This is a genomic window from Geodermatophilus sp. URMC 60, from assembly GCF_053502585.1.
Window position 1 is genome coordinate 92,764 of record NZ_CP199958.1, and the last position, 21,846, is coordinate 114,609.

Consider the following 21,846-nt stretch of genomic DNA (forward strand, 5'->3'; position numbering starts at 1 on the left):
CGGCTCAGAAGCGGGTGGTGCGCTGCTGGGCGGTCCGGCCGGCGGGGGGCGGGCCGACGCCGTCCCGGCCGGCGTCGTCCCAGCCGGCGTCGTCCCAGCCGGCGTCGTCCCAGCCGGCGTCGTCCCAGCCCGCGTCCCACCCGTCGCGCGGCGGCGGCACCCCGGCAGCGCCGCGCCGGTCGGCGTCCTCCTCCATCAGCGCGACGAGCAGCTGCTGGACGCCGTCGCTGTCGGGGAGCCGCCCGAGCACGGTGGTGCCGCCGTCGCCGAGGGACTCGATGGTGAGCGTGCCCGAGCGGACCAGCCGCTGGCCCAGCGTCTGGCGGTAGGAGACGTCGGCGATCCGGGACAGCGCGATGTCGCGGCCCCGCCGGGCGAGGACGCCCTCGCGCAGCAGCACGCGGTGGGTGGTGACGACGTAGTGCGTGGTGCGCCAGCGCAGCACCGGCCGGAGGACGGCGACGACGAGGACCACCAGCGCCAGCCCGGCGAGCACCGCCCGCACGGTGCCCTGCGAGGGGCCGTCGGGCACCAGCGCCGCACCGAAGGAGGTGCCGCCCACCACGAGCAGCAGGACGAGCACCGGTCGGGCGAGGGTCAGCCAGTGCGGGTGCAGGTGCCGGACGATCTCTTCGTCCTCGGCGAGCAGCTTGTCCGGGTAGGCCACCCGGACAGGATCACCCGGCCGGTCGCCGCCCGGCCGCCCCCGACGGGACACGCGCGCGTGTCCGCACCACCGGCACCACGGGTCGCACCCCGCCGTCCACCGTGGCCGGTGCGCCGGGCACGGCCGGACGGCGCGGGCCGTCGACCGCGGGGAGGGTGCGCAACGTCGCCCCCGCCGCCTCGTGACGGGGTACCGGCACCGGGGCGGGCCGGCGGCGCGGGCCGGCCAGGCTCCGCAGCCGGCGGCGCGACGGCTCCTCGACGGAACGGTGGAGCAGGTGGGCCAGGGGCAGGGTCAGCAGCAGGACGTGCGGCATGAGGAAGCTGGCCACCGTGCCGTTCGGGTGGAGCAGCGGATACCAGTCCATCAGGGTGTAGAAGACCTCGAACACCGGGATGTGCACGAGGTAGAGGGCGAAGGAGATCCGCCCGCCCAGCACCATCGGCCCGGTGCTGAGGGCCCGGCTGATGCGGCCACCGGAGAGCGCCAGCGCCCCGACCAGGACGGGGAAGGCCAGGCCCCCGACGGCGGCGTGGCCGGGACCGCCCCGGGCGATCCCCCACCACGCGCAGAGGAGGACCTCGACCGTCGAGAGGACGACCAGCCACGTGGCGACCCGGTCGGTGTGCTCGGTGCGGGGGATGCGGCGCACGGCGAGGCAGGTGAAGGCGCCGGCGAGGAAGCCCCCGCCGATGCGGAGCGCCCAGGAGAACGGGAAGTGGGCGCCGCCCTGGGTGAGCGCGAACCAGGCCAGCGGGACCATGCAGCCGACGGCGAGGGTGCCGGTCACGAGCGGGGACGCGCCGCGGAGCCGCCACAGCAGCAGCCCGACGAGCGGGAAGCACAGGTAGGCCAGCCACTCGGCGCTGATCGACCACGCCGGGCCGGACCAGGACGCGCCGGCGTGGCCCGGCCGGTGCCACAGCTGGACCATCAGCATCTGCTCGAGCCAGTGCAGCGGGTCCACGACCGGCTGCACCTCCTGGTAGGCGAGGTTGCCGTCGGTCACCCGGGTGGCCTTGTACAGCAGCCAGCAGCCGAAGAGCGTGGTGATGACGGCGTGCAGGGGCCAGATGCGGCAGAACCGCGCCCACCAGAACCGCGCGACGGCCCCCACGGCCGGGCGCCGGCCCAGCTCGTCGAGGTAGGTCAGCGTGATGACGAAGCCGCTGAGCACGAAGAAGAGGTCGACGCCGAGCGTGCCGCTACGGACGAGCGGACGCACCGGCTCCCAGTACCGCGACCAGGAGTCCCCGGGTGCTGCGCTGAAGTGGTAGCAGACCACCCACGCGGCCGCGACGATCCGCAGGCCCGTCAGCGACCGGATCTCGCCGGTCGGCGGGGTGGGCGCCACCTCGCCGGTGACCGTGGGGGTGCGCATGGTCGCGTAGGGTAATGACTACGGGCTCCCGCCCCGGGATGACGCGGCCGTGGCGGACCCACCCGTCACGCGCGACCGCGCAGGTGCCGCACGTCCCCACTGGCCAGCTCCACCACGCCCTGCGCCGTCCGCACGACGAGCCGGCCGTCCCAGTCGACCGACTCGGCGACCCCCTCGAGCGTGGAGCCGTCGGGCAGCGTGACGACGACGTCGGACCCGACCGTCGAGCACCACGCGAGGTAGTCGCGCGCCAGGCCGCTGGCGACCGGGTCGCCGAGGGCCTGCCCCCAGGCGAGGTAACGGCGCTCGAACGTGCGCAGGAACTGCAGCAGCACCGCCGCGCGGTCGACCGGCCGGCCGGCCGCCAGCGCCAGGGAGGTGCCGGTCCCGGGGAGTTCGTCGGCTCGGGTGGAGACGTTGAGGCCCACGCCCACGACCACCGCGCCGCCGCCGACCTCGGCCAGGATGCCGGCCAGCTTCGCGCCACCGGCGGCGAGCAGGTCGTTGGGCCACTTCAGCGAGGCGCGCACCCCGGGCACCTCGCCCACCGCCTCGGCCAGGGCGACGCCGGTGAGCAGCGGCAGCCACGCGCGGCGCGCGCTCGGGACGTCGGGACGCAGCAGGAAGGAGACGGTGATCCCCGCGCCGGGCGGGGAGGTCCAGACCCGGTCGAGCCGGCCCCGGCCGGTGACCTGGTGCTCGGCCACGAGGACCGTCCCCTCGGGGGCGTCGTCGCCCGCGGCCGCGAGGAGGGCGGCGTTCGTCGAGCCGATCTCGGGTACCACCTCCAGCGAGCGCCACAGGGCACTCCCGCCGGTCAGCGCGGTCGCCAGCGCGGGGCCGTCGAGCGGAGCCCGGGAGGGGCCGGAGGAGGTGGACGGCGGCGACTCGGGCACTCTTCTACGCTACGGAACCCGTGAGCGAGGGAGCTCACTCCCGGGCACGGCAGCGCGCGGACGCGGCCGACGAGCCCCACCGAGGAGAGATGGTGAGCGAGCTTGCGAGCTCACGGATGGGCACAGCAGCGCGGCGCGAACGCGCCGACGAGCGCAGCGAGGAGAGCACGTGAGCGCGGCTGAACTGGAGAGCGTCGGGGACCCCGTCCCCGGCGACGTCGACATCCACACCACCGCCGGCAAGCTGGCGGACTTCGACCGTCGCGTGCAGGAGGCCACCCACGCGGGGTCCGCGCGCGCCGTGGAGAAGCAGCACGCCGCAGGGAAGATGACCGCCCGCGAGCGGATCGAGGCGCTGCTGGACCCCGGGTCGTTCACCGAACTGGACGAGTTCGCCCGACACCGCTCCACCAACTTCGGCATGGAGTCCAAGCGGCCCTTCGGGGACGGCGTCGTCACCGGGTACGGCACCGTCGACGGCCGGCCGGTGTGCGTCTTCTCCCAGGACGTCACCGTCTTCGGCGGCAGCCTCGGCGAGGTCTACGGCGAGAAGATCGTGAAGGTCCTCGACCTGGCCATGCGCAACGGCTGCCCGATCATCGGGATCAACGAGGGCGGCGGCGCACGGATCCAGGAGGGCGTGGTGGCCCTCGGCCTCTACGCCGAGATCTTCCGGCGCAACGTGCACGCCTCCGGCGTCATCCCGCAGATCTCGCTGGTGATGGGCGCCGCCGCCGGCGGGCACGTCTACTCCCCCGCGCTCACCGACTTCGTCGTGATGGTCGACCAGACCAGCCAGATGTTCATCACCGGCCCCGACGTCGTGAAGACCGTGACGGGCGAGGACGTCACCCTCGAGGAGCTCGGCGGCGCCCGCACGCACAACACCAAGTCCGGCGTCGCGCACTACCTCGCCGAGGACGAGGCGGACGCGCTGGACTACGTCAAGGCGCTGCTGTCCTACCTGCCGAGCAACAACCTCGACCCGCTGCCGGCCCTCGAGGTCGCCCCGGCCGACACCACGCACGACGGCGTGACCGACGAGGACCGCGAGCTCGACACCTTCGTCCCCGACTCGGCCAACACCCCCTACGACATGCACACGGTCATCGAGCACGTGCTCGACGAGGGCGAGTTCCTCGAGGTGCAGCCGCTGTTCGCGCCGAACATCGTCGTCGGCTTCGGCCGGGTCGAGGGGCGGCCGGTCGGTGTCGTGGCCAACCAGCCCACCCAGCTCGCCGGCACGCTGGACATCGACGCCAGCGAGAAGGCGGCGCGGTTCGTGCGCACCTGCGACGCCTTCAACGTCCCGGTGCTGACCTTCGTCGACGTCCCCGGCTTCCTACCGGGCACCTCCCAGGAGTGGGAGGGGATCATCCGCCGCGGCGCGAAGCTGATCTACGCCTACGCCGAGGCGACCGTCCCGAAGATCACCGTGATCACCCGCAAGGCCTACGGCGGCGCCTACGACGTCATGGGCTCCAAGCACCTCGGCGCCGACCTCAACCTCGCGTGGCCGACCTCGCAGATCGCCGTCATGGGCGCGCAGGGCGCGGTCAACATCCTCTACCGGCGGGAGCTGGCCGACGCGGACGACGCCGACGCGCGCCGCGCCGAGCTGATCACCGAGTACGAGGACGCGCTGCTGTCCCCGTACATCGCGGCCGATCGTGGGTACGTCGACCAGGTGATCCGACCGTCGGAGACCCGCATCGAGGTCACCAAGGGGCTGCGCCTGCTGGCCAACAAGCGCCAGACGCTGCCGCCGAAGAAGCACGGGAACATCCCGCTGTGACGACGACACCCCTGCTCCGGGTCGTCAGGGGCGAACCCTCCGCCGAGGAGCTCGCCGCTCTCACCGTCGTCGTCGCCGCCCTGTCGCAGCGGCGCACCCGTCGCAGGCCGACCCCGGTCGGCAGCTGGGCGTCGTTCGGGGACTCCCACCGGCGTCCGCTGCGCCCCGGCCCCGGTGGCTGGCGCGCCTCCGGGAGGTACTGATGAGCGTGGACCGCAGGCTCGTGCTCGCCTCGGCGTCCCCCGCCCGGCTGGCCCTGATGCGCCAGGCCGGGCTGACGCCCGAGGTCGTCGTGAGCCACCTCGACGAGTCGACGGTGCGGGCGGCGCGGGTCGGCGAGCAGGTCGCCCTGCTGGCCGCCGCCAAGGCCAAGGCCGTCGCCGAGCAGGAGACCGACGCGCTGGTCGTCGGCGCGGACTCGCTGCTGGAGTTCCGCGGGAGACCGATGGGCAAGCCCGCTGACGAGCACGACGCCCGCGACCGCTGGCAGCGGATGAGCGGCAGGAGCGGTGTGCTGCACACCGGTCAGGCGCTGTTCGACGTCCAGGACGGCCAGGTGGTCAGCCGGGACGTCGCGGTGGTCTCCACCGTCGTGCACTTCGCCAGCCCGACGCCGAAGGAGCTCGAGGCCTACTTCGCGACCGGCGAGCCGCTGGCCGTGGCGGGCGCCTTCACCCTCGACGGGCTCGGCGCGCCGTTCGTCCGGCGGGTGGACGGCGACCCGGCGGCGGTGGTCGGCCTCTCGCTGGCCACGCTGCGCACCCAGCTCGCCAAGCGCGGGGTGGCGATCACCGACCTCTGGCGGCGCTGAGCCCGGGCTCGCCCGCCTCACCCGCAGTCGAAGCAGTACGAACCGAGGGAGAACACCGGTGCAGAAGGTCCTGATCGCCAACCGCAGCGAGATCGCGGTGCGCGTCGCGCGCGCCTGCAAGGACGCCGGCCTGACCAGCGTGGCCGTCTACGCCGAGCCCGACCGCGACGCGCTGCACGTGCGCGCGGCCGACGAGGCCTTCGCCCTCGGGGGGACGACGCCCGGCGACTCCTACCTGGTGATCGACAAGATCCTGGACGCCGCAAAGCGGTCCGGTGCGGACGCGATCCACCCCGGGTACGGCTTCCTCTCGGAGAACGCCGACTTCGCCCAGGCGGTGATCGACGCCGGGCTGATCTGGATCGGTCCCTCCCCCGGGGCGATCCTCGCCCTCGGCGACAAGGTGCAGGCCCGGCACATCGCCATGAAGGCCGGCGCGCCGCTGGTTCCCGGCACCAAGGACCCGGTCGCGGGCGCCGACGAGGTCGTGGCCTTCGCCGAGGAGCACGGGCTCCCGGTGGCCATCAAGGCGGCCTTCGGCGGCGGCGGGCGCGGGCTGAAGGTGGCCCGCACCGCGGAGGAGATCCCCGAGCTGTTCGACTCCGCCGTCCGCGAGGCCGTGTCGGCCTTCGGCCGCGGCGAGTGCTTCGTCGAGCGCTTCCTCGACAAGCCGCGGCACGTCGAGGCCCAGGTGCTGGCCGACACCCACGGCAACGTGGTCGTCGTCGGCACCCGCGACTGCTCGCTGCAGCGGCGCAACCAGAAGCTCGTCGAGGAGGCCCCCGCGCCGTTCCTGACCGACGAGCAGCGGGCGCGCATCCACGAGTCGGCCAAGGCCATCTGCAGGGAGGCCGGCTACCACGGCGCCGGCACCGTGGAGTACCTCGTCGGCATCGACGGCTCGATCTCCTTCCTCGAGGTCAACACCCGGCTGCAGGTCGAGCACCCGGTCTCGGAGGAGACCAGCGGCATCGACCTGGTCCGCCAGCAGTTCCGCATCGCCGATGGCCTGCCGCTGGAGATCACCGAGGACCCGACCCCGCGCGGGCACAGCATCGAGTTCCGGATCAACGCCGAGGACGCCGGGCGCAACTTCATGCCGGCCCCCGGTCCGGTGACCCGGCTGGAGATCCCGCAGGGCCCGGGGGTGCGCTGGGACTCCGGCGTCGAGACCGGCGGCGAGGTGGCCGGCGCGTTCGACTCGATGCTGGCGAAGCTCGTCGTCACGGGGGCCACCCGCGAGGAGGCCCTGCAGCGGGCCCGCCGCGCCCTGGACGAGCTGGTGGTCGAGGGCATGCCGACGGTCATCCCGTTCCACCGGGCGGTGGTGCGCGACGAGGCGTTCGCCGGCGAGCCGTTCACCGTGCACACCCGCTGGATCGAGACCGAGTGGGACAACCAGGTCCCGCCGTACTCGGCCGCCCCCGCCGAGCAGGACGAGGACGAGCCGCGGCAGACCGTCGTCGTCGAGGTCGGCGGACGCCGGCTCGAGGTGTCGCTGCCCGCGGGCCTGGCCGCCGGTGGCGGGGGTGTCCCGGCGGCGGCCGGCGGGGCCAAGCCGCGCAAGCGCGGCGGCGGGCACGGCGGGTCGGCGGCGTCCGGCGACTCGTTGACCAGCCCGATGCAGGGCACCATCGTCAAGGTCGGCGTCTCCGACGGGGACACCGTGGCCGAGGGCGACCTGGTCGTCGTCCTCGAGGCCATGAAGATGGAGCAGCCGATCACCGCGCACAAGGCCGGCACGATCGGCGGCCTGTCCGCCGAGGTGGGCGCCACGGTGACCAGCGGCGCGGTCATCTGCACGATCTCCGACGCGGGGTAGTCCCGCACACGACGAGGGCCCGCCACCGGTTCCCGGAGGCGGGCCCTCGTCGTCCGGCTCAGCCGGTGGTCCGGATCCGGCCGTCGGGACGCTCGGTGAGCGTGCCCCTCTGGAAGCGGACCTGCCAGCCGGTGCGGTCGGGGAGCGCGGTGTGGTCGGTGACCGGGAACCCGAGGCGCCCGGTCGGTCCCCCGGTGCCCAGCCAGTGGGTGAGGATCCTGCCCCGCACGACGTGCGCGCCGGTGCTGGACGACCAGTAGATCGCTCCCCTCTGCAGCCGCACCAGCGCACCCCTGCCGCCCGCGGTCCCGCCGTCGTCGGCGACCGGGAAGCCCAGCACCCGCGGACCGCCGGCGGCGACGTAGCGCTGCAGGAGCGCCCCGCGCACCACCTTCGCCCCCGTCGACGCCGACCAGTAGATCGATCCGCCCGCGAAGTCCGTCCTCGCCCCGCCGGGCACCGCCACGTCGTCACCGACCGGGTACCCGAGCGCGCCGGCCTGCGCGCCCAGGGACCGCCAGCGCGCCAGGATCGCGCCGCGCACCACGTGCGCCCCCGTGCGCTGCGACCAGTGGATGACCCCACCGGTGTAGTTCCGGCGGCAGCCACCGTCGCGCAGCCCACAGACGTGAGCCGACGTCGGCCGGCCCAGCACGGCGGCACCACCCACCCGGGCGTAGGCCGCGTCGATCGGGTGTGCGGTCCGTGTGGAGACGACCTGGACGCGGGCGGAATCGGGCCCGGCCGCGAGGACGGACACCGCGAACCGCTCGTTCCCGACGACCACCGGAACGGATCCCGGCAGGGCGACACGCACGTCGCGGTCCCGGCCGGCCGCTCGGGAGGGAGTTCCGTCGAGCAGCAGGGAGGTGTCACTCCCGTCCGTCGCCAGCCGCACCTGCACACCGCTCTGCAGGCCGACCGAGTTGTCCGGCGTCCGGAGCCAGCCGTCCCGGCCGGTCGGCGTCCGGTACTCCAGCCAGTAGCGGTCCCCGTCCGCGTCGACCAGCCGCAGCGCCCGGGTCCCGGTGCGGGCGCCGACCCGCGACAGGACGTGCTGCACCGGGGCGGCCCCGGCCCGCACCGTGGGCGCCGACCCGGCGGGCAGCACGCCCAGCCGCGCCGCGTGCGGTGCGTTGAGCGAGCCGACCGGACCCCAGGAGACGCCCATGACGTCGTACAGGTCGTCGTAGGGGCGCACCGCGCACGTGCCCCGGTCCAGCGCGCCGTCGCACAGCAGCTGGGAGGCGTGGCCCAGGCCCAGGTTGTGCCCGAGTTCGTGCGCGACGACCGAGAGCTCGGGTGCCTGCACGTAGGACATGCCCCCCGAGCCGATCCCCGTCCCGATCGTGCCCAGGCCGTACCCGCAGCCCGGGGAGCCGGCCGGCACGTACACGAGCAGGTGACGGCCGGGGGCCGGCCGCCACCCGGCGCGGGCGGCGGCCTCCGACCAGAGGGCGAACGGGTCCGCACAGGTGCGAGAGGACGGTCTGGTCCAGCCGAAGGTGGGCCCCACGCCGAGCCGGACGGCGCCGCCGGTCTGCTCGGCCCAGAAGGAGGCGACCGGCCCGTTGACCACGCCGACCAGCTGGGCGAGCGTCGTGCCGTCCCGGACGGCGCCGGCGGGCTGCAGCATGACCACGGTGACCAGGTGGTTGACCGCGCCGGCGGCCGGTGCCGTGGTCGCGGCCGGTGCCCCGACCACCTCGGCGTCGAGGACCTCCTGGGCGGGAGCGAGGTCAGCGGCTGCGACCTCGTCCTCGACGGCCCTCCCGAGGGTGACCTCGACGGTGGAGCCGGTGTCGATGTCCTCGACGTCCTCCGTGGGCACCCGCACCGCTCCGCCCGAGTCGGTCCGGATCCAGCTGACCAGGCTGTCGGCGGAGTCCTCCTCGGTCGCGAGGGCTGCCGTCGGCGAGGGGTCGACGTAGCCCTGGACCAGTTCGCCGACGACGGTGACCCCCGCGGCCGGGGCGTCCGGCACGGTGGGGTCCGCGGGGACGGCCGGGGCAGGGACGGGCGGGTCCTCGGCGGCGGCGGGCGGTGCGACCAGCACCGGGAGGACGGCGGCGGCCGCGACGGCGAGGACCAGCAGCCGAGGGGAACGCACAGGGGGCACGGACGGTCTCCAAGCGAGAGGGGCCGGTCCCTCATCGGCAGGTCGGTCCGGGAAGTGGAGGCGGGAGCTCAGTCCCGGCCGCGCGCCCCACGCTTCCGGGTGACCGTCCAGCCGGCGAGCACCAGGACCCCCACGCCCGCGGCCGTCGCGGCCGGCGGGGTCCAGTCGGCGCGGGTGGCCGTCCGGACCGCGGCCGGCACCGGCTCGGTCAGCAGCACGCCGGTGGCGACCGGCGCGGCAGGGGCCTCAGCGGCGGCGGCGACGGGGACCTCCGGCGCGGCGGGCGCAGCCGGGACAGCGGTCGCGGCGGTCGCGGCGGCCACCGGCGCGGCGGCCAGGACCTGCGGCTCCGGGTCGCCCTCGGGCAGCGGGGTCACCGGGACGGCAGCGCGGACGGCGGGGACGACGGTGAGCGTCGCCCCGGCCGCGGTGACGGCGTCCACGGTGACGGCGAACGCCCCACCGGCGACGGGCACCGGCACGCCGATGGGCAGCGCGGCCTGCAGGTCGTCGTCCCACCCGGCGGCCGGCGAGGGGGTGCCGTCGAGCAGCAGCGCGGTGTCGGGCATCCGGCCGGTGCGGTGCAGCAGGACGCCGGAGTCGAGGCCGAACCTGTTGCCGGTCGCGCCGAGCCAGGCATCACGGCCGACCGCGGCGCGCAGCTCCAGCCAGTAGGTGCCGCCCGTGGCGTCGGTGAGCCGCACCGCGCGGGTGCCGGCGCGCGCCCCCAGCGGGGCGAGGGTGACCGTCGTGGCCGGCGCGGCGGCCTCGACCGGCAGCTGCGCCGTGGCGGGCAGCACGCCCAGCTGCGCGGCCTGCGGCGCGTTGAGCGACCCGACCGCGCTCCACGAGGCGCCCATGACGTCGTAGTAGTCGCGGTAGGGGACGGTGCGGCAGGCGCCGGTCTCCATCGCGCCGTCGCACTGGTGCCCCGAGGAGTGCCCGAGGCCGAAGTTGTGGCCGAGCTCGTGGGCGATGACCGAGGGCAGCACCTCCCGGACGTAGACCCGACCGCCCGCGCCGATGCCGGTGCCGACCTGGCCGAGCGCGTAGGAGCAGCCGGGCAGGTCCCACGGCTCGCTGCTGACGTGGACGACGAGGTGGCGCCCAGGGCCGGGCACGAAGCCGATGCGGTCGGCGACCTCGTCCCACAGGGCCGTCGGGTCGGCACAGCCGGCGGTGGTCTGCACCCAGTCGTGCGCCTCGGTCACGCCCAGCCGGACGGCGCCGTCGGTCTCCCCCGCCCAGAACTCCGCGACCGGCCCGTCGACAGCGGCGACGAGCTGGCTCAGCGTCGCGCCGTCCCGCCGGCCCCCGGCCGGGACGGCCATCGCCACGGTGACCTGGTTGGTCAGCCCGGCCACCCGCGCGGCACGCGCCTCCGGGGCCTCCTGCAGCAGCTGGGTGCCCAGCACGTCGCGGGCGGGCTCGTAGCCCGTCCGGCCGGCGGGGTCGGAGACGTGCGCGCCCACCGTGACCTCGACGGTGGAGCCGACCTCCAGGCCGGCCACCGCCTCGGTGGGCACGCGGACGGCGTCGCCCGTGGAGCTCTCGACCCAGGTCAGGGGCGCGTGGGCGGCGGCGTGCCCGGCCCCGGCCGGGGAGCCGGCCAGCCCGGCCTCGGGCCAGGCCTGCACGATCTCGCCGACGACGGTGTCCGGCGCCGCGGCCTCCTCGGCCCGGGCCGCCGTCGCCGGCAGCGTCAGGGAGAGGGCCAGCGCGGTCGCCGCACCGGCCAGCGCGCGGAACGGGCGGCGGCGGGGGGCTGGGGCGTTCCGATGAGGGCGCATCCCCCCTGTCCTCGGCAGCCCGCGCGCGCGTCGGCACCGGACGTCGGGGATCCAGTCGAACTCCCCGTCACACCCGACCCAAGCCTCCCCCGCGCCCCCGGCGTCCCGTCACATGCGTCCCAGCCGCCCCCGTGGACCCACCGTCCCCGGCCCCTGCAGGTGGAAGGGCCCCTCCTCCCCACCGCTCGCAGGCTCGCGGCGGTGCCCGGGCGGAGCCGAAAGGCCCGGAGGAGGGGTTCCCTCTCAGGCGAGGGCGTCGGCGCGCATCAGCCGCCGGCCCGCCTCGGTGATCGACCCGGACAGCGACGGGTAGATCGCGAAGGTCTGCGCCAGGTCGCTCACCGTCAGCCCCTTGGTGACCGCCAGCGCGATCGGCAGGATCAGCTCCGACGCCCCCGGTGCGACGACGACCCCGCCGACGACCACGCCGGTCGCCTGCCGGGCGAACAGCTTCACGAACCCGTCGCGCAGGTCGGCCATCTTGGCCCGCGCGTTGGTGGCCAGCGGCAGCCGCACGACCTCGATGTCGGCGCCCTCGGGCAGCGTCTTCTCCTGCACGCCGACCGTGGCGATCTCCGGGTGGGTGAACACGTTCGCCGAGACGGTCTTCAGCCGGATCGGGGTGACGGCCTCGCCGAGCGCGTGCCACATGGCGATCCGGCCCTGCATCGCCGCGACCGACGCCAACTGGAAGACCCCGGTGACGTCACCGGCGGCGTAGACGCCCGGGACGCTCGTGCGCGACACGCGGTCGACGACGACGTGCCCGGCCGGTGCGAGCTCGACCCCGCACCGCTCCAGGTTGAGCCCGGCGGTGTTCGGCACGGTGCCGACGGTCATCAGCGCGTGCGAGCCCTCGACGGTGCGGCCGTCGGTGAGTTCGACGACCACCCCCTTCTCGGTGCGCCGGACCGCCGCGGCCCGGCCGCGCTCGAGCCGGCCGCCGCGGGACTGGAAGACCTCCTCGAGCACCTCGGCGGCGTCGGAGTCCTCGCCGGGCAGCACCCGGTCGCGCGAGGACACCAGCGTCACCGGGACGCCGGCCTCCAGGTAGCCGGAGGCGAACTCCGCACCGGTCACGCCGGAGCCGACGACGACCAGGTGCTCGGGCATCTCCTCGATGTCGTAGACGTCGCGCCAGTCGAGGATCCGCTCGTGGTCGGGCTCGGCGCCGGGCAGCACCCGGGGATCGGCGCCGGTCGCGACCAGGACGACGTCGCACTCCAGCGTCTCGGTCACCGCGCCGTCGCGGTCCACCACCTCCACCCGGTGCTCCACCAGCCCGCGGACCTCGTCGGAGAGCCGGCCCTGCCCGGCGACGACCCGCACGCCCTCGGCGACCAGCCGGGCCCGGATGTCGGCGGACTGCGCCACGGCCAGGCCCTTGACCCGCTGGTTGACCGCGGGCAGGTCGATGCCGACGGCGGCGAGCTCGGAGCCCTGCACGCCGAGCGCGGCGGAGTCGCGCACGTTGGTCATCACGCCCGCCGACGCGATGAAGGTCTTCGAGGGGACGCAGTCGGTGAGCACGCTGGCCCCACCGACGCCGTCGCGCTCCACCACGGTGACCTCCGCACCGAGGGATGCGGCGACCAGCGCGGCCTCGTAGCCGGCGGGACCGCCGCCGATGATGACGATGCGGGTCATGGGAGTCCTTCTCGGTGCGGTGGGGACACGTGCCGCACACCATTCTCCCCGTTCCGGGTGACGACGTGGCCCATCTCCCACCGAGGGGCGTGCCACACCGCCGTAGGCTGCCCCGTGATGGGCCTCTACGCCGCCTACGGGTCGAACATGGACCCCGCACAGATGCTCCGGCGCTGTCCCTCCTCCCCGCACACCGGCACCGGCTGGATCAAGGGCTGGCGGCTGACCTTCGGGGCCGAGGAGTACGGCTGGGAGGGTGCGCTGGCCACCCTCGTCCCGGACGACACCACGCCGGGTGAGTCGCTGTCCCCCGGTGTCTTCGTCGCCCTCTACGACCTCACCGACGCCGACGAGGAGGCGCTCGACGCCTGGGAAGGCGCCGACCAGGGCCTCTACCGCAAGCTGCACCTGCGGGTGCACACGCTGACCGGCGACCAGGTGGCGTGGGTCTACGTGCTCGACGCCTTCGAGGGCGGGCTGCCCTCGGCGCGGTACCTGGGCGCGCTCGCGGACGCCGCCGAGGCCGCCGGCGCCCCGGACGACTACCTCGCCGAGCTGCGCGCCCGGGAGTGCCGCTCCACCGGCGTCTGACCCGCGCCGCCGCACAGAGGTCAAACGTCTGCCACCTCTGCGCCACACAGGGCGTGTCGTCTCGGTAGAGGGTGGGCGCCTGTTCTCATGACACCGTGAGCGCGCAGGAGCAAACACCTGTCCCCACTGATGATCAGCTGGTCGCAAACGTACTGCGCGTTGAGAGATTACATTGGCGTCAGGCGACCACGCTGATCCTCATAAGCGCTTCCACATACACCGGAGCATGTCTCATAGTCGGCATGTATCAACTCTCGCGAGATGACGATCACTCAGGCGCGCAGCCTCCACCGTTTGCAGTCACCTTGGAGACCGGAGAGGCGGCGGACATCCTGGCTGGGCTTGCAGCCGTCGTTGTAGCGCTGAGCCTTGTCAACAGACCAGGCCGACTCAACAACATTGACGGCGGTCGTCTTTACGCACGTTACCGCCTTTGGGGCCAGCTCAGTCTCATCTCGGCAATGCTCTCGGTCCTTGTGGGACTAGCTGCACTGATCGGCGCTTTTGCAGCGGACAGATTCGATCTACTCGGCCGCATTCCCGTGTTTGCCATGGCGTGCGTTATTGCAGCCTTAGCCGCTAGTGCAGCTCCCGACGTGCACAGTGCCGGGGACATTGAGGCGCAGATCAGGTCAAGGCGCCGAGCCATAGAGGCAAAAAGGTACGCCAACATGCTCGAGCGGATACCGATGCCGCCCAAGACGCCCGCCACCCCGCGACTTCTCGCTGGCCTGATTGCGAGCGCCCTAGTCGTATTTTCTTTAGTGGCATTGCTTATACTGATAGGGGGAGCCTACGCGGGTTCGACTCAAGGTCGCACCGTAGCACTCTTAGCTTCGGTGTCGCTTGGCACTATAGGTGTTGCGGCAGGAACGTTTCTGGTGCAGGGGATCCTCGTCGGACTAGTCGACCGGTCGGCCTTCTTGGCATCATTTATGGCGTTCTTCCTACTGGCATGGGCACTGCTAGGCGCTCTCCTAATCGCCTTCCTACTCTTGGAGGAGTCCGAGTCGCTGACGGCACGAGCAGCGCAGATCACCCTGGCGGCACTTGCATTCTATGCGGGCCCTCTGCTGTGCCTCTTGGACCTGAGGTACCGGCGGGAATCGACGCTGTGGTTCCTTCGCCCTGGCATTGTCGTGAGGCGTGGCATCGAGCGTCATATCACTTCAGCTCTCGATCGCCTCGCAACTGTCGACAAGGCTCAGATAAAGGACGAAAGTCCAGCCGTTGCCAGGATCCGCAGAATCTATCTCCAGTACCGCTTCGTGACCGGGGACGAGGATTCGACCGCGGCCAGCGAATAGAGCTCCGTACAAGCACAATTATCACTCTTTGGATTCTGACGACTCAAGCAGCTTCTGCGCGGTCTGCGCCAAGTGCGCTCACCAGGCGCGTGGCGGCGAACGAGCCCGAGGGGCCTACGAAATCACCGTCCGAGCCCGGGCAGTCGAGCTGGAGCGCCCTCGGTGAGGTGCACGGTGTCCGACGGCTGCACTTCGCCTTTCCGGATCGGCTGGTCGGCCACTTGGACGACGACCGGGATGTCTCGGACGCGATAGCGTTCAAGGCAGCGTCCACCAGGCCGCTCGGCGCGAGCCGCACCGATCGATCATGACGCTCTCCTGGGCATCCTCGTCAAATTGCCAGGACGATAACCAGCCGGTACGACGACCCACTGGGTAATCCATCGGCTGTGGATCGTCGTCGGGAACGAATCCGGGGAGGTACAGCGACATCCCGGTGTCGTCGAACCATGGCGAGATCTGTACCTACTCCGCAACGCGATCGCGCACAGGCGCCTGCCGGACGTCGACGACGGGCCTGTATGGCGGACGACCTCGATGTGCCCATCCTCGCTGCGCCGAGCGCGCTTAACATGCTGGCGCTAGACGCTCACATTTCAGGAGTCGTGGAGGAAGGTCTCCAGCAGCTGCTGCGCGGCCAGCGCCGGGGTGAGCTCGCCGGCCAGGACCGCCTTCTCCAGCTCCGGCGCGGCCGCCCGGACGCCGGGGTGCGCACGCAGCCGGTGCTCCAGGCCGTCGCGGACCAGCTGCCGGGTCCAGCGCACCTGCTGGCTGCGGCGCTGCTCCTCGAACGCGCCGGAGGCCCTCCGCCGGTCCTGGTGCTCGACCAGCTTGGCCCACACCTCGTCGAGCCCCTCACCGGTCAGCCCGGCGCAGGTCAGCACCGGCACCTGCCAGTCCTCCCCGTGGCCGCGCAGCATGCGGATCGCCCCGGCCAGCTCGCGGGCGGCCTTGCGGGCGTCGGGGGCACCGGGCCCGTCCGCCTTGTTCACCGCGATGACGTCGGCGATCTCGAGGATGCCGCGCTTGATGCCCTGCAGCTGGTCGCCGGTGCGGGCCAGCGTCAGGAACAGGAACGAGTCGACCATCTCGGCGACGGTAATCTCCGACTGCCCGACCCCGACGGTCTCCACCAGGACGACGTCGTACCCGGCCGCCTCGACGACGACCATCGACTCCCGGGTGGCCTGCGCGACCCCGCCGAGCGTGCCCGAGGTCGGCGACGGCCGGATGAACGCCTGCGGGTCGACCGACAGCCGCGCCATCCGGGTCTTGTCGCCGAGGATCGACCCGCCGGACCGTGCGGACGACGGGTCGACGGCGAGCACCGCCACCCTCGACCCGGCCGCGGTGAGCGTCACGCCTAGCTGGTCGATGAACGTCGACTTCCCCACCCCGGGGACGCCGCTGATGCCGACCCGCCGCGCCGCCCCGGCGTGCGGCAGCAGCTCGACCAGCAGCTCCTGCGCGCGCTCCCGGTGGTCGCTGCGGTGCGACTCCACCAGCGTGATCGCCCGCGCCACGGCCCGCCGGTCCCCCGCGAGTACGCCCTCGACGAGCGCCGGGACGTCGACCGGACGGCCCATCAGTGCCCGAGACGGGACGACAGCGTCCGCAGCAGCCCCTGCGCCGCCTCGGCGACCACCGTGCCGGGCAGGAACACCTCGGCGGCGCCCATCTCCTTGAGCGTCGGCACGTCGTCGGGCGGGATGACCCCGCCGACGACGATCATGACGTCCTCGGCCCCGAGGTCGGCGAGCGCCTGCTTGAGCGCCGGCACCAGCGTCAGGTGGCCGGCGGCCAGCGACGAGACGCCGACGACGTGCACGTCGGCCTCGACCGCCTGCCGGGCGACCTCCTCGGGGGTCTGGAACAGCGGGCCCACGTCGACGTCGAAGCCGAGGTCGGCGAAGGCGGTCGCGATGACCTTCTGCCCGCGGTCGTGGCCGTCCTGGCCCATCTTGGCGACCAGGATGCGGGGACGGCGTCCCTCGGCCTCCTCGAACGCCTCGGCCAGCCGGCGCGTCTCCTCCATCGGGCCGGACTCCCCTGCCTCGTCGCGGTACACACCGGAGATGGTGCGCACCTGGCCCGCGTGCCGCCCGTAGACCTCCTCCAGCGCGTCGGAGATCTCCCCGACGGTGGCCTTGGCGCGCGCGGCGTCGACGGCGAGCTTGAGCAGGTTCGCGTCCAGCTCGCGACCGCGCCGCCCCTCGGCAGCGGCCCGCGCCGCGTCGGTGAGCCGGCGCAGCGCCTCCTGCACGGCCGAGGAGTCCCGGGAGGCGCGCAGCTCCTCCAGCTTGGCCTTCTGCTGGGCGAGCACGTCGGCGTTGTCGACCCGCAGCACCTCGATCGCCTCGTCGGCGTCGACCCGGTACTTGTTGATGCCGATCACCGGCTGCCGGCCCGAGTCGATGCGCGCCTGGGTGCGGGCGGCGGCCTCCTCGATGCGCAGCTTGGGGATGCCGTCGTCGATGGCCTGCGCCATGCCGCCGTGCTCGGCGACCTCCTCGATGTGCGCCCAGGCGCGGCGGGCCAGGTCGTAGGTCAGCTTCTCCACGTACGCCGAGCCGCCCCACGGGTCGATGACCCGCGTCGTCCCGGACTCCTGCTGCAGCAGCAGCTGGGTGTTGCGGGCGATCCGCGCGGAGAAGTCGGTGGGCAGGGCCAGCGCCTCGTCGAGGGCGTTGGTGTGCAGCGACTGGGTGTGCCCCTGGGTGGCGGCCATCGCCTCCAGGCAGGTGCGGACGACGTTGTTGTAGACGTCCTGCGCCGTCAGCGACCAGCCCGAGGTCTGCGAGTGGGTGCGCAGCGACAGCGACTTGTCCTTCTGCGCACCGGCCTCCTTGACCAGCCGCGCCCACAGCAGCCGACCGGCGCGCAGCTTCGCGACCTCCATGAAGAAGTTCATGCCGATCGCCCAGAAGAAGCTCAGCCGCGGCGCGAACGCGTCGACGTCCAGCCCGGCGTCCTTGCCCGCCTTCAGGTACTCGACGCCGTCGGCCAGCGTGTAGGCCAGCTCCAGGTCGGCCGTCGCCCCGGCCTCCTGGATGTGGTAGCCGGAGATGGAGATCGAGTTGAACCGCGGCATCTGCTGCGAGGTGAACGCGAAGATGTCGCTGATGATCTGCATCGACGGCTTGGGCGGGTAGATGTAGGTGTTGCGGACCATGAACTCCTTGAGGATGTCGTTCTGGATGGTCCCGGTCAGCTGACCGTGCTCCACCCCCTGCTCCTCGGCGGCGACGATGTAGAGCGCCAGCACCGGCAGGACGGCGCCGTTCATGGTCATCGAGACGCTCATCCGGTCCAGCGGGATGCCGTCGAACAGCTGCCGCATGTCCAGGATGGAGTCGACCGCCACCCCGGCCATGCCGACGTCGCCCACCACCCGCGGGTGGTCGGAGTCGTAGCCCCGGTGGGTGGGCAGGTCGAAGGCGATCGACAGGCCCTTCTGCCCGGCGGCGAGGTTGCGCCGGTAGAACGCGTTGGAATCCGCGGCGGTGGAGAAGCCCGCGTACTGGCGGACCGTCCACGGCTGGGTCGTGTACATCGTCGGGTAGGGCCCGCGCAGGTACGGCGGCAGCCCCGGGTAGGTCTGCAGGAAGTCCAGGCCGTCGAGGTCGGCGGGCGTGTACAGCGGCGGGACGGCGATGCCCTCCGGCGTCTCCCAGGCCGCCTCCTCCACGCCACGGCCGGTGGTCTCCTTGAACCGCTTGGCCCAGTCGTCGGCCGAGGTGGCCGCCGCGGGACGGCCCAGCTCGACGCTGCTGAAGTCGGGGATGACACTCATGCCGGCACTCCCAGCTGCTCGTGGACGGTGCGCAGGACGTCGAGCGCGTCGCATCCGGCGTACAGGTACCCGTCGACGCCGTCCACACGCAGGGACGGCTTGCCGGCGAGCCACACGTGCGTGGCGCCGGCCGCGCGCAGGTCGGCGGCCAGCTGCGCGGCCGACTCGGCGTAGTCCTTGTCGGTCCCGCAGATGCAGGCGACCGCCGTCCCGGCGTCGGCGAGGCCGGAGGCCCCGTCGCCGGACGGCGTCGCGACTCCCCCTGCCTGGAACAGGTTGCCGGCGAAGGTGGCCCGCGCGGTGTGCCGGGCGATCGGGCCGATCGTGGCGAGGTAGACCTGCGGTGGCGGATCGGCCGCCTCGGCGCGGTCGCGCAGCTCCTCGAACGCCTGCGCCGCACGCACCCGGGGCAGCCCACCGGTCGGGCGCAGGTCCGCGGCGGGTTGGCGAGGCGGTAGCTTCTCGGCCAGGTTGGGGAACTCGCTGACGCCGGTGATCGCCTCGGTGCGGTGCGCCAGCCGCTCGGCGCGGGCGTCCCACGCGGCGGCGATCCGGTCGCGCACCAGGCCCGAGCCCAGCGCGGCGACCAACCCGCCGCCCCGCTCGATCTCGGTGAACCAGGCCCAGGCCGCGTCGGCCAGGGAGTCGGTGAGCGACTCGACGTACCAGGAGCCGCCGGCCGGGTCGAGCACGCGGGCCAGGTGCCCCTCCTCGACCAGCAGGGCCTGGGTGTTGCGGGCGATCCGGCGGGAGAAGGCGTCGGGCAGGCCGAGCGCGGCGTCGAAGGGCTGCACCGTGACGACGTCGGCGCCGCCCACGCCCGCGGCGAAGCAGGCCACCGTCGTCCGCAGCATGTTGACCCACGGGTCGCGCCTGGTCGTCATCACCGAGGAGGTGACGGCGTGCTGCCGCTGGGCGCGGACGTCGGGCGAGGCGCCGCTGACCTCGCCGACCCGGTCCCACAGCCGGCGGGCGGCGCGCAGCCCGGCGATCGTCGTGAACTGGTCGGCGCTGGCGGCGTAGCGGAACTCCAGCTGGGCGAACGCCTCGTCCACGGACAGGCCGCCCCCCGGCCCGCCGTCGGTCAGCGCCCGCAGGTAGGCCACACCGGCGGCCAGCGAGCAGCCGAGCTCCTCGACGGCCGAGGCCCCGGCGTCGGAGAAGACCGTGGCGTCGACGACGACGGTGCGCCAGCCGGCGGGCGCCCGCCGGGCGACGTCGGCCAGCCCGGTGAGGTCCTGCTCCTCGCCGGAGGCGGCGTGGACGCCGAGCGGGTCCAGGCCCAGCGAGCCGCCGGGCGCGAGGTCGGTGCGGCCGGCGACGTGCGCGAGGAGGGCCTCGGCGGCCGGTGGCCCGCCGGAGACCGACACCGGCGCCAGGTCGAGGTAGACGTCGGTCAGGACGTCGCCGAGCGCGTCGACCGGGACCGCGCCCTCGCCGAGCTCCAGCCACAGCGAGGTGACGCCGTTCTCCAGGTCGGCGGCGATCGCCTCCCGCGTCAGCGCGACGTCGGGGTGGGCGTGCCGCTGGCGGATGTCCCAGCCACCGGGCACGTCGCCGCCGGCCGCGCCCGGGCGGGAGCCGCGGACGAAGGGAGCCAGACCCGGGACGCCGACGGCGGCCGGCAGGTCGCCGGCGTCGTCGGCGGTGTAGAGCGGGGCGACGCTGACACCGGTGCCCACCGGCACCCGCAACGCGTCCTCGACCGGCTCGGGCAGGTCCTCGCGCCCGGCCTTGCGGAGCACCGCGGCGACCAGCTCGCGCCAGGCCTCCCGGGTCGCGGCCGGGAAACCGGCGGCGAGCCTGAGGTCGTCGGGGACCTCGTGCTCGGCCGGCACCTCGGCGTCGGCCGGTGCCGGGGTCTGCTGATCGGTGGAACGCATCGTCGAGCTCCCTCCAGTGGACCAGCGTCAGTGTCTACCGTCGCCCGCCCGGCTTGGTACGTCCAGGGTGCGGCGGAGATCCGGGTGGTGGGCCGCCGGCGTCGGCGGCCAGCGCGTGCAGGGCGGTCCGGGCCAGCAGCCGCACGCCGACGCCGATCGCCCGCTCGTCGATGTCGAACGTGCCCCGGTGCAGGTCCAGCGGCGCGCCGCCACCGTGCGTGCCCAGCCGGGCCAGCGCGATCGGCACGACGTCGGCGAACCACCCGAAGTCCTCGCCGCCCATGCTCTGCGGGGACACCCGCAGCCCCTCGCTGCCCACCGTCTCCAGCGCCGCCGAGCGCAGCAGCGCCACCGCCCGCGGGTCGTTGACCACCGGCGGCACCCCGCGGACGTAGTCGACCTCCACGTCGGCGCCGGTGGTGGCGGCGACCCGCTCCACCAGCGAGCGCAGCAGCCCCTCGGCGTCCTGCCAGGCGTCGCGGTCCAGCACCCGCACCGTGCCGCTCAGGTGGCCGCGCTGCGGGATGGCGTTGGCCGCCACCCCAGCCTTGACCGCGCCCCACACCAGCGACATCCCGGCGCGCGGGTCGACCTGCCGGGACAGCAGCGACGGCAGGTCGGTGATCAGCCGGCCGAGGGCGTCGACGAGGTCGACGGTCAGCTGGGGGCGGGCGGTGTGCCCGCCGGGGCCGGTGAGGGTGACGTCCATCCGGTCGCAGGCGGCGGTGATCGCGCCGGTGCGCAGGCCGACGCTGCCGGCCGGCAGGGAGGGGTCGCAGTGCAGCGCGAACGCCCGCGAGGCACCCTCCAGCACGCCGGCGGCGACCACCCCGGTGGCCCCGCCGGGGACCGTCTCCTCGGCCGGCTGGAAGACGCAGCGCACGGTGCCGGACAGGTCGTCCAGCGAGTTCAGCGCCAGCACGGCGCCGAGCAGGACGGTGGTGTGCACGTCGTGCCCGCAGGCGTGGCAGGCGTTCTCGCGGGTGGAGGCGTAGGGGACGTCCTTGAGGTCGGCCAGCGGAAGCGCGTCGATGTCGGCGCGCAGCACCACGGTCGGCCCGGGCCCGCCCGCCCCCTCGCCCACCTCGACGACCAGCCCGGTGCCGCTGGGCAGCCGCTTGGGGTCCAGGTCCGCGTTGCGCAGCCGCTGCTCGAGGAAGGACGTCGTCTCGAACTCGGCGTAGGACAGCTCGGGGTGGGCGTGCAGGTGACGGCGCACCGCGACCAGCTGCGGCTGCCTCTCGGCGACCCACTCGTCGACCGCCGTCCCCAGCTCCTCCGGGAACGAGGTCATGCGGCGGTGCCCCTCATGCGGCGGTGCCCCTCATGCGGCGGTGCCCCTCA

The 21,846-nt window shown here is 73.8% G+C and carries 16 protein-coding genes; 6 read left to right on the forward strand and 10 right to left on the reverse strand.

The features are described from left to right. Nucleotides 1–4: 4 nt before the first annotated feature. From ACWIX3_RS00420 to ACWIX3_RS00430, 3 genes are all read right to left on the reverse strand, one after another. Nucleotides 5–667, reverse strand: a complete 663-nt coding sequence (locus ACWIX3_RS00420) for a PH domain-containing protein (protein ID WP_448610133.1) — start codon at nucleotides 665–667, stop codon at nucleotides 5–7. Nucleotides 668–677: 10 nt separating this feature from the next. Next, the gene (locus ACWIX3_RS00425) at nucleotides 678–2,048 is read right to left on the reverse strand and encodes an acyltransferase family protein (RefSeq protein WP_448610134.1); all 1,371 of its coding nucleotides are present in this window, start codon (nucleotides 2,046–2,048) and stop codon (nucleotides 678–680) included. 65 nt (nucleotides 2,049–2,113) lie between these two features. Further along, nucleotides 2,114–2,944, reverse strand: a complete 831-nt coding sequence (locus tag ACWIX3_RS00430) for a biotin--[acetyl-CoA-carboxylase] ligase (RefSeq protein ID WP_448610135.1) — start codon at nucleotides 2,942–2,944, stop codon at nucleotides 2,114–2,116. 169 nt (nucleotides 2,945–3,113) lie between these two features. Between ACWIX3_RS00430 and ACWIX3_RS00435 the strand changes: the two genes are divergently transcribed. The 4 genes from ACWIX3_RS00435 to ACWIX3_RS00450 are packed head-to-tail and all read left to right on the forward strand — an operon-like array spanning nucleotide 3,114 to nucleotide 7,372. Next, a complete protein-coding gene (locus ACWIX3_RS00435) occupies nucleotides 3,114–4,739 on the forward strand; it encodes an acyl-CoA carboxylase subunit beta (protein ID WP_448610136.1) in 1,626 nt (541 codons plus the stop codon). Then, nucleotides 4,736–4,942 carry an acyl-CoA carboxylase subunit epsilon gene (locus ACWIX3_RS00440; RefSeq protein WP_448610137.1) on the forward strand — a complete coding sequence of 69 codons (207 nt, stop codon included), beginning with the start codon at nucleotides 4,736–4,738 and terminating at the stop codon, nucleotides 4,940–4,942. Before ACWIX3_RS00435 ends, ACWIX3_RS00440 begins: the two co-directional genes overlap by 4 nt. Then, a complete protein-coding gene (locus ACWIX3_RS00445; protein ID WP_448610138.1) occupies nucleotides 4,942–5,550 on the forward strand; it encodes a Maf family protein in 609 nt (202 codons plus the stop codon). Before ACWIX3_RS00440 ends, ACWIX3_RS00445 begins: the two co-directional genes overlap by 1 nt. Before the next feature lie 58 nt (nucleotides 5,551–5,608). After that, nucleotides 5,609–7,372 (forward strand): acetyl/propionyl/methylcrotonyl-CoA carboxylase subunit alpha, encoded by a 1,764-nt coding sequence (locus ACWIX3_RS00450; protein ID WP_448610139.1) that lies wholly within the window; start codon nucleotides 5,609–5,611, stop codon nucleotides 7,370–7,372. 58 nt (nucleotides 7,373–7,430) lie between these two features. Here ACWIX3_RS00450 and ACWIX3_RS00455 read toward each other — a convergent pair whose 3' ends face one another. The 3 genes from ACWIX3_RS00455 to ACWIX3_RS00465 all read right to left on the reverse strand — a co-directional run bounded on the left by ACWIX3_RS00455 (nucleotide 7,431) and on the right by ACWIX3_RS00465 (nucleotide 12,928). After that, nucleotides 7,431–9,491, reverse strand: a complete 2,061-nt coding sequence (locus ACWIX3_RS00455) for a hypothetical protein (RefSeq protein WP_448610140.1) — start codon at nucleotides 9,489–9,491, stop codon at nucleotides 7,431–7,433. 68 nt (nucleotides 9,492–9,559) lie between these two features. Then, nucleotides 9,560–11,281 carry a reprolysin-like metallopeptidase gene (locus tag ACWIX3_RS00460; protein WP_448610141.1) on the reverse strand — a complete coding sequence of 574 codons (1,722 nt, stop codon included), beginning with the start codon at nucleotides 11,279–11,281 and terminating at the stop codon, nucleotides 9,560–9,562. Between the two features lie 243 nt (nucleotides 11,282–11,524). Next, nucleotides 11,525–12,928 (reverse strand): NAD(P)H-quinone dehydrogenase, encoded by a 1,404-nt coding sequence (locus tag ACWIX3_RS00465; protein WP_448610142.1) that lies wholly within the window; start codon nucleotides 12,926–12,928, stop codon nucleotides 11,525–11,527. A gap of 117 nt (nucleotides 12,929–13,045) precedes the next feature. Here ACWIX3_RS00465 and ACWIX3_RS00470 point away from each other — a divergent pair, with 117 nt between their 5' ends. Further along, the gene (locus tag ACWIX3_RS00470) at nucleotides 13,046–13,519 is read left to right on the forward strand and encodes a gamma-glutamylcyclotransferase family protein (protein ID WP_448610143.1); all 474 of its coding nucleotides are present in this window, start codon (nucleotides 13,046–13,048) and stop codon (nucleotides 13,517–13,519) included. 95 nt (nucleotides 13,520–13,614) lie between these two features. Then, nucleotides 13,615–14,826, forward strand: coding sequence for a hypothetical protein (locus tag ACWIX3_RS00475; protein WP_448610144.1), 1,212 nt, complete (start codon nucleotides 13,615–13,617; stop codon nucleotides 14,824–14,826). A gap of 596 nt (nucleotides 14,827–15,422) precedes the next feature. Here the strand turns inward: ACWIX3_RS00475 and meaB are convergent. The 4 genes from meaB to ACWIX3_RS00495 are packed head-to-tail and all read right to left on the reverse strand — an operon-like array spanning nucleotide 15,423 to nucleotide 21,796. Further along, nucleotides 15,423–16,412, reverse strand: a complete 990-nt coding sequence (meaB, locus tag ACWIX3_RS00480; RefSeq protein WP_448610145.1) for a methylmalonyl Co-A mutase-associated GTPase MeaB — start codon at nucleotides 16,410–16,412, stop codon at nucleotides 15,423–15,425. Then, nucleotides 16,412–18,619, reverse strand: coding sequence for a methylmalonyl-CoA mutase (scpA, locus tag ACWIX3_RS00485; protein WP_448610146.1), 2,208 nt, complete (start codon nucleotides 18,617–18,619; stop codon nucleotides 16,412–16,414). Before scpA ends, meaB begins: the two co-directional genes overlap by 1 nt. After that, complete coding sequence (locus ACWIX3_RS00490) at nucleotides 18,616–20,502, reverse strand: methylmalonyl-CoA mutase family protein (RefSeq protein WP_448610147.1); 1,887 nt, start codon at nucleotides 20,500–20,502, stop codon at nucleotides 18,616–18,618. The genes scpA and ACWIX3_RS00490 overlap by 4 nt, the downstream gene beginning before the upstream one ends. 34 nt (nucleotides 20,503–20,536) lie before the next feature. Then, nucleotides 20,537–21,796, reverse strand: coding sequence for an amidohydrolase (locus tag ACWIX3_RS00495; RefSeq protein ID WP_448610148.1), 1,260 nt, complete (start codon nucleotides 21,794–21,796; stop codon nucleotides 20,537–20,539). Between the last annotated feature and the right edge of the window lie 50 nt (nucleotides 21,797–21,846).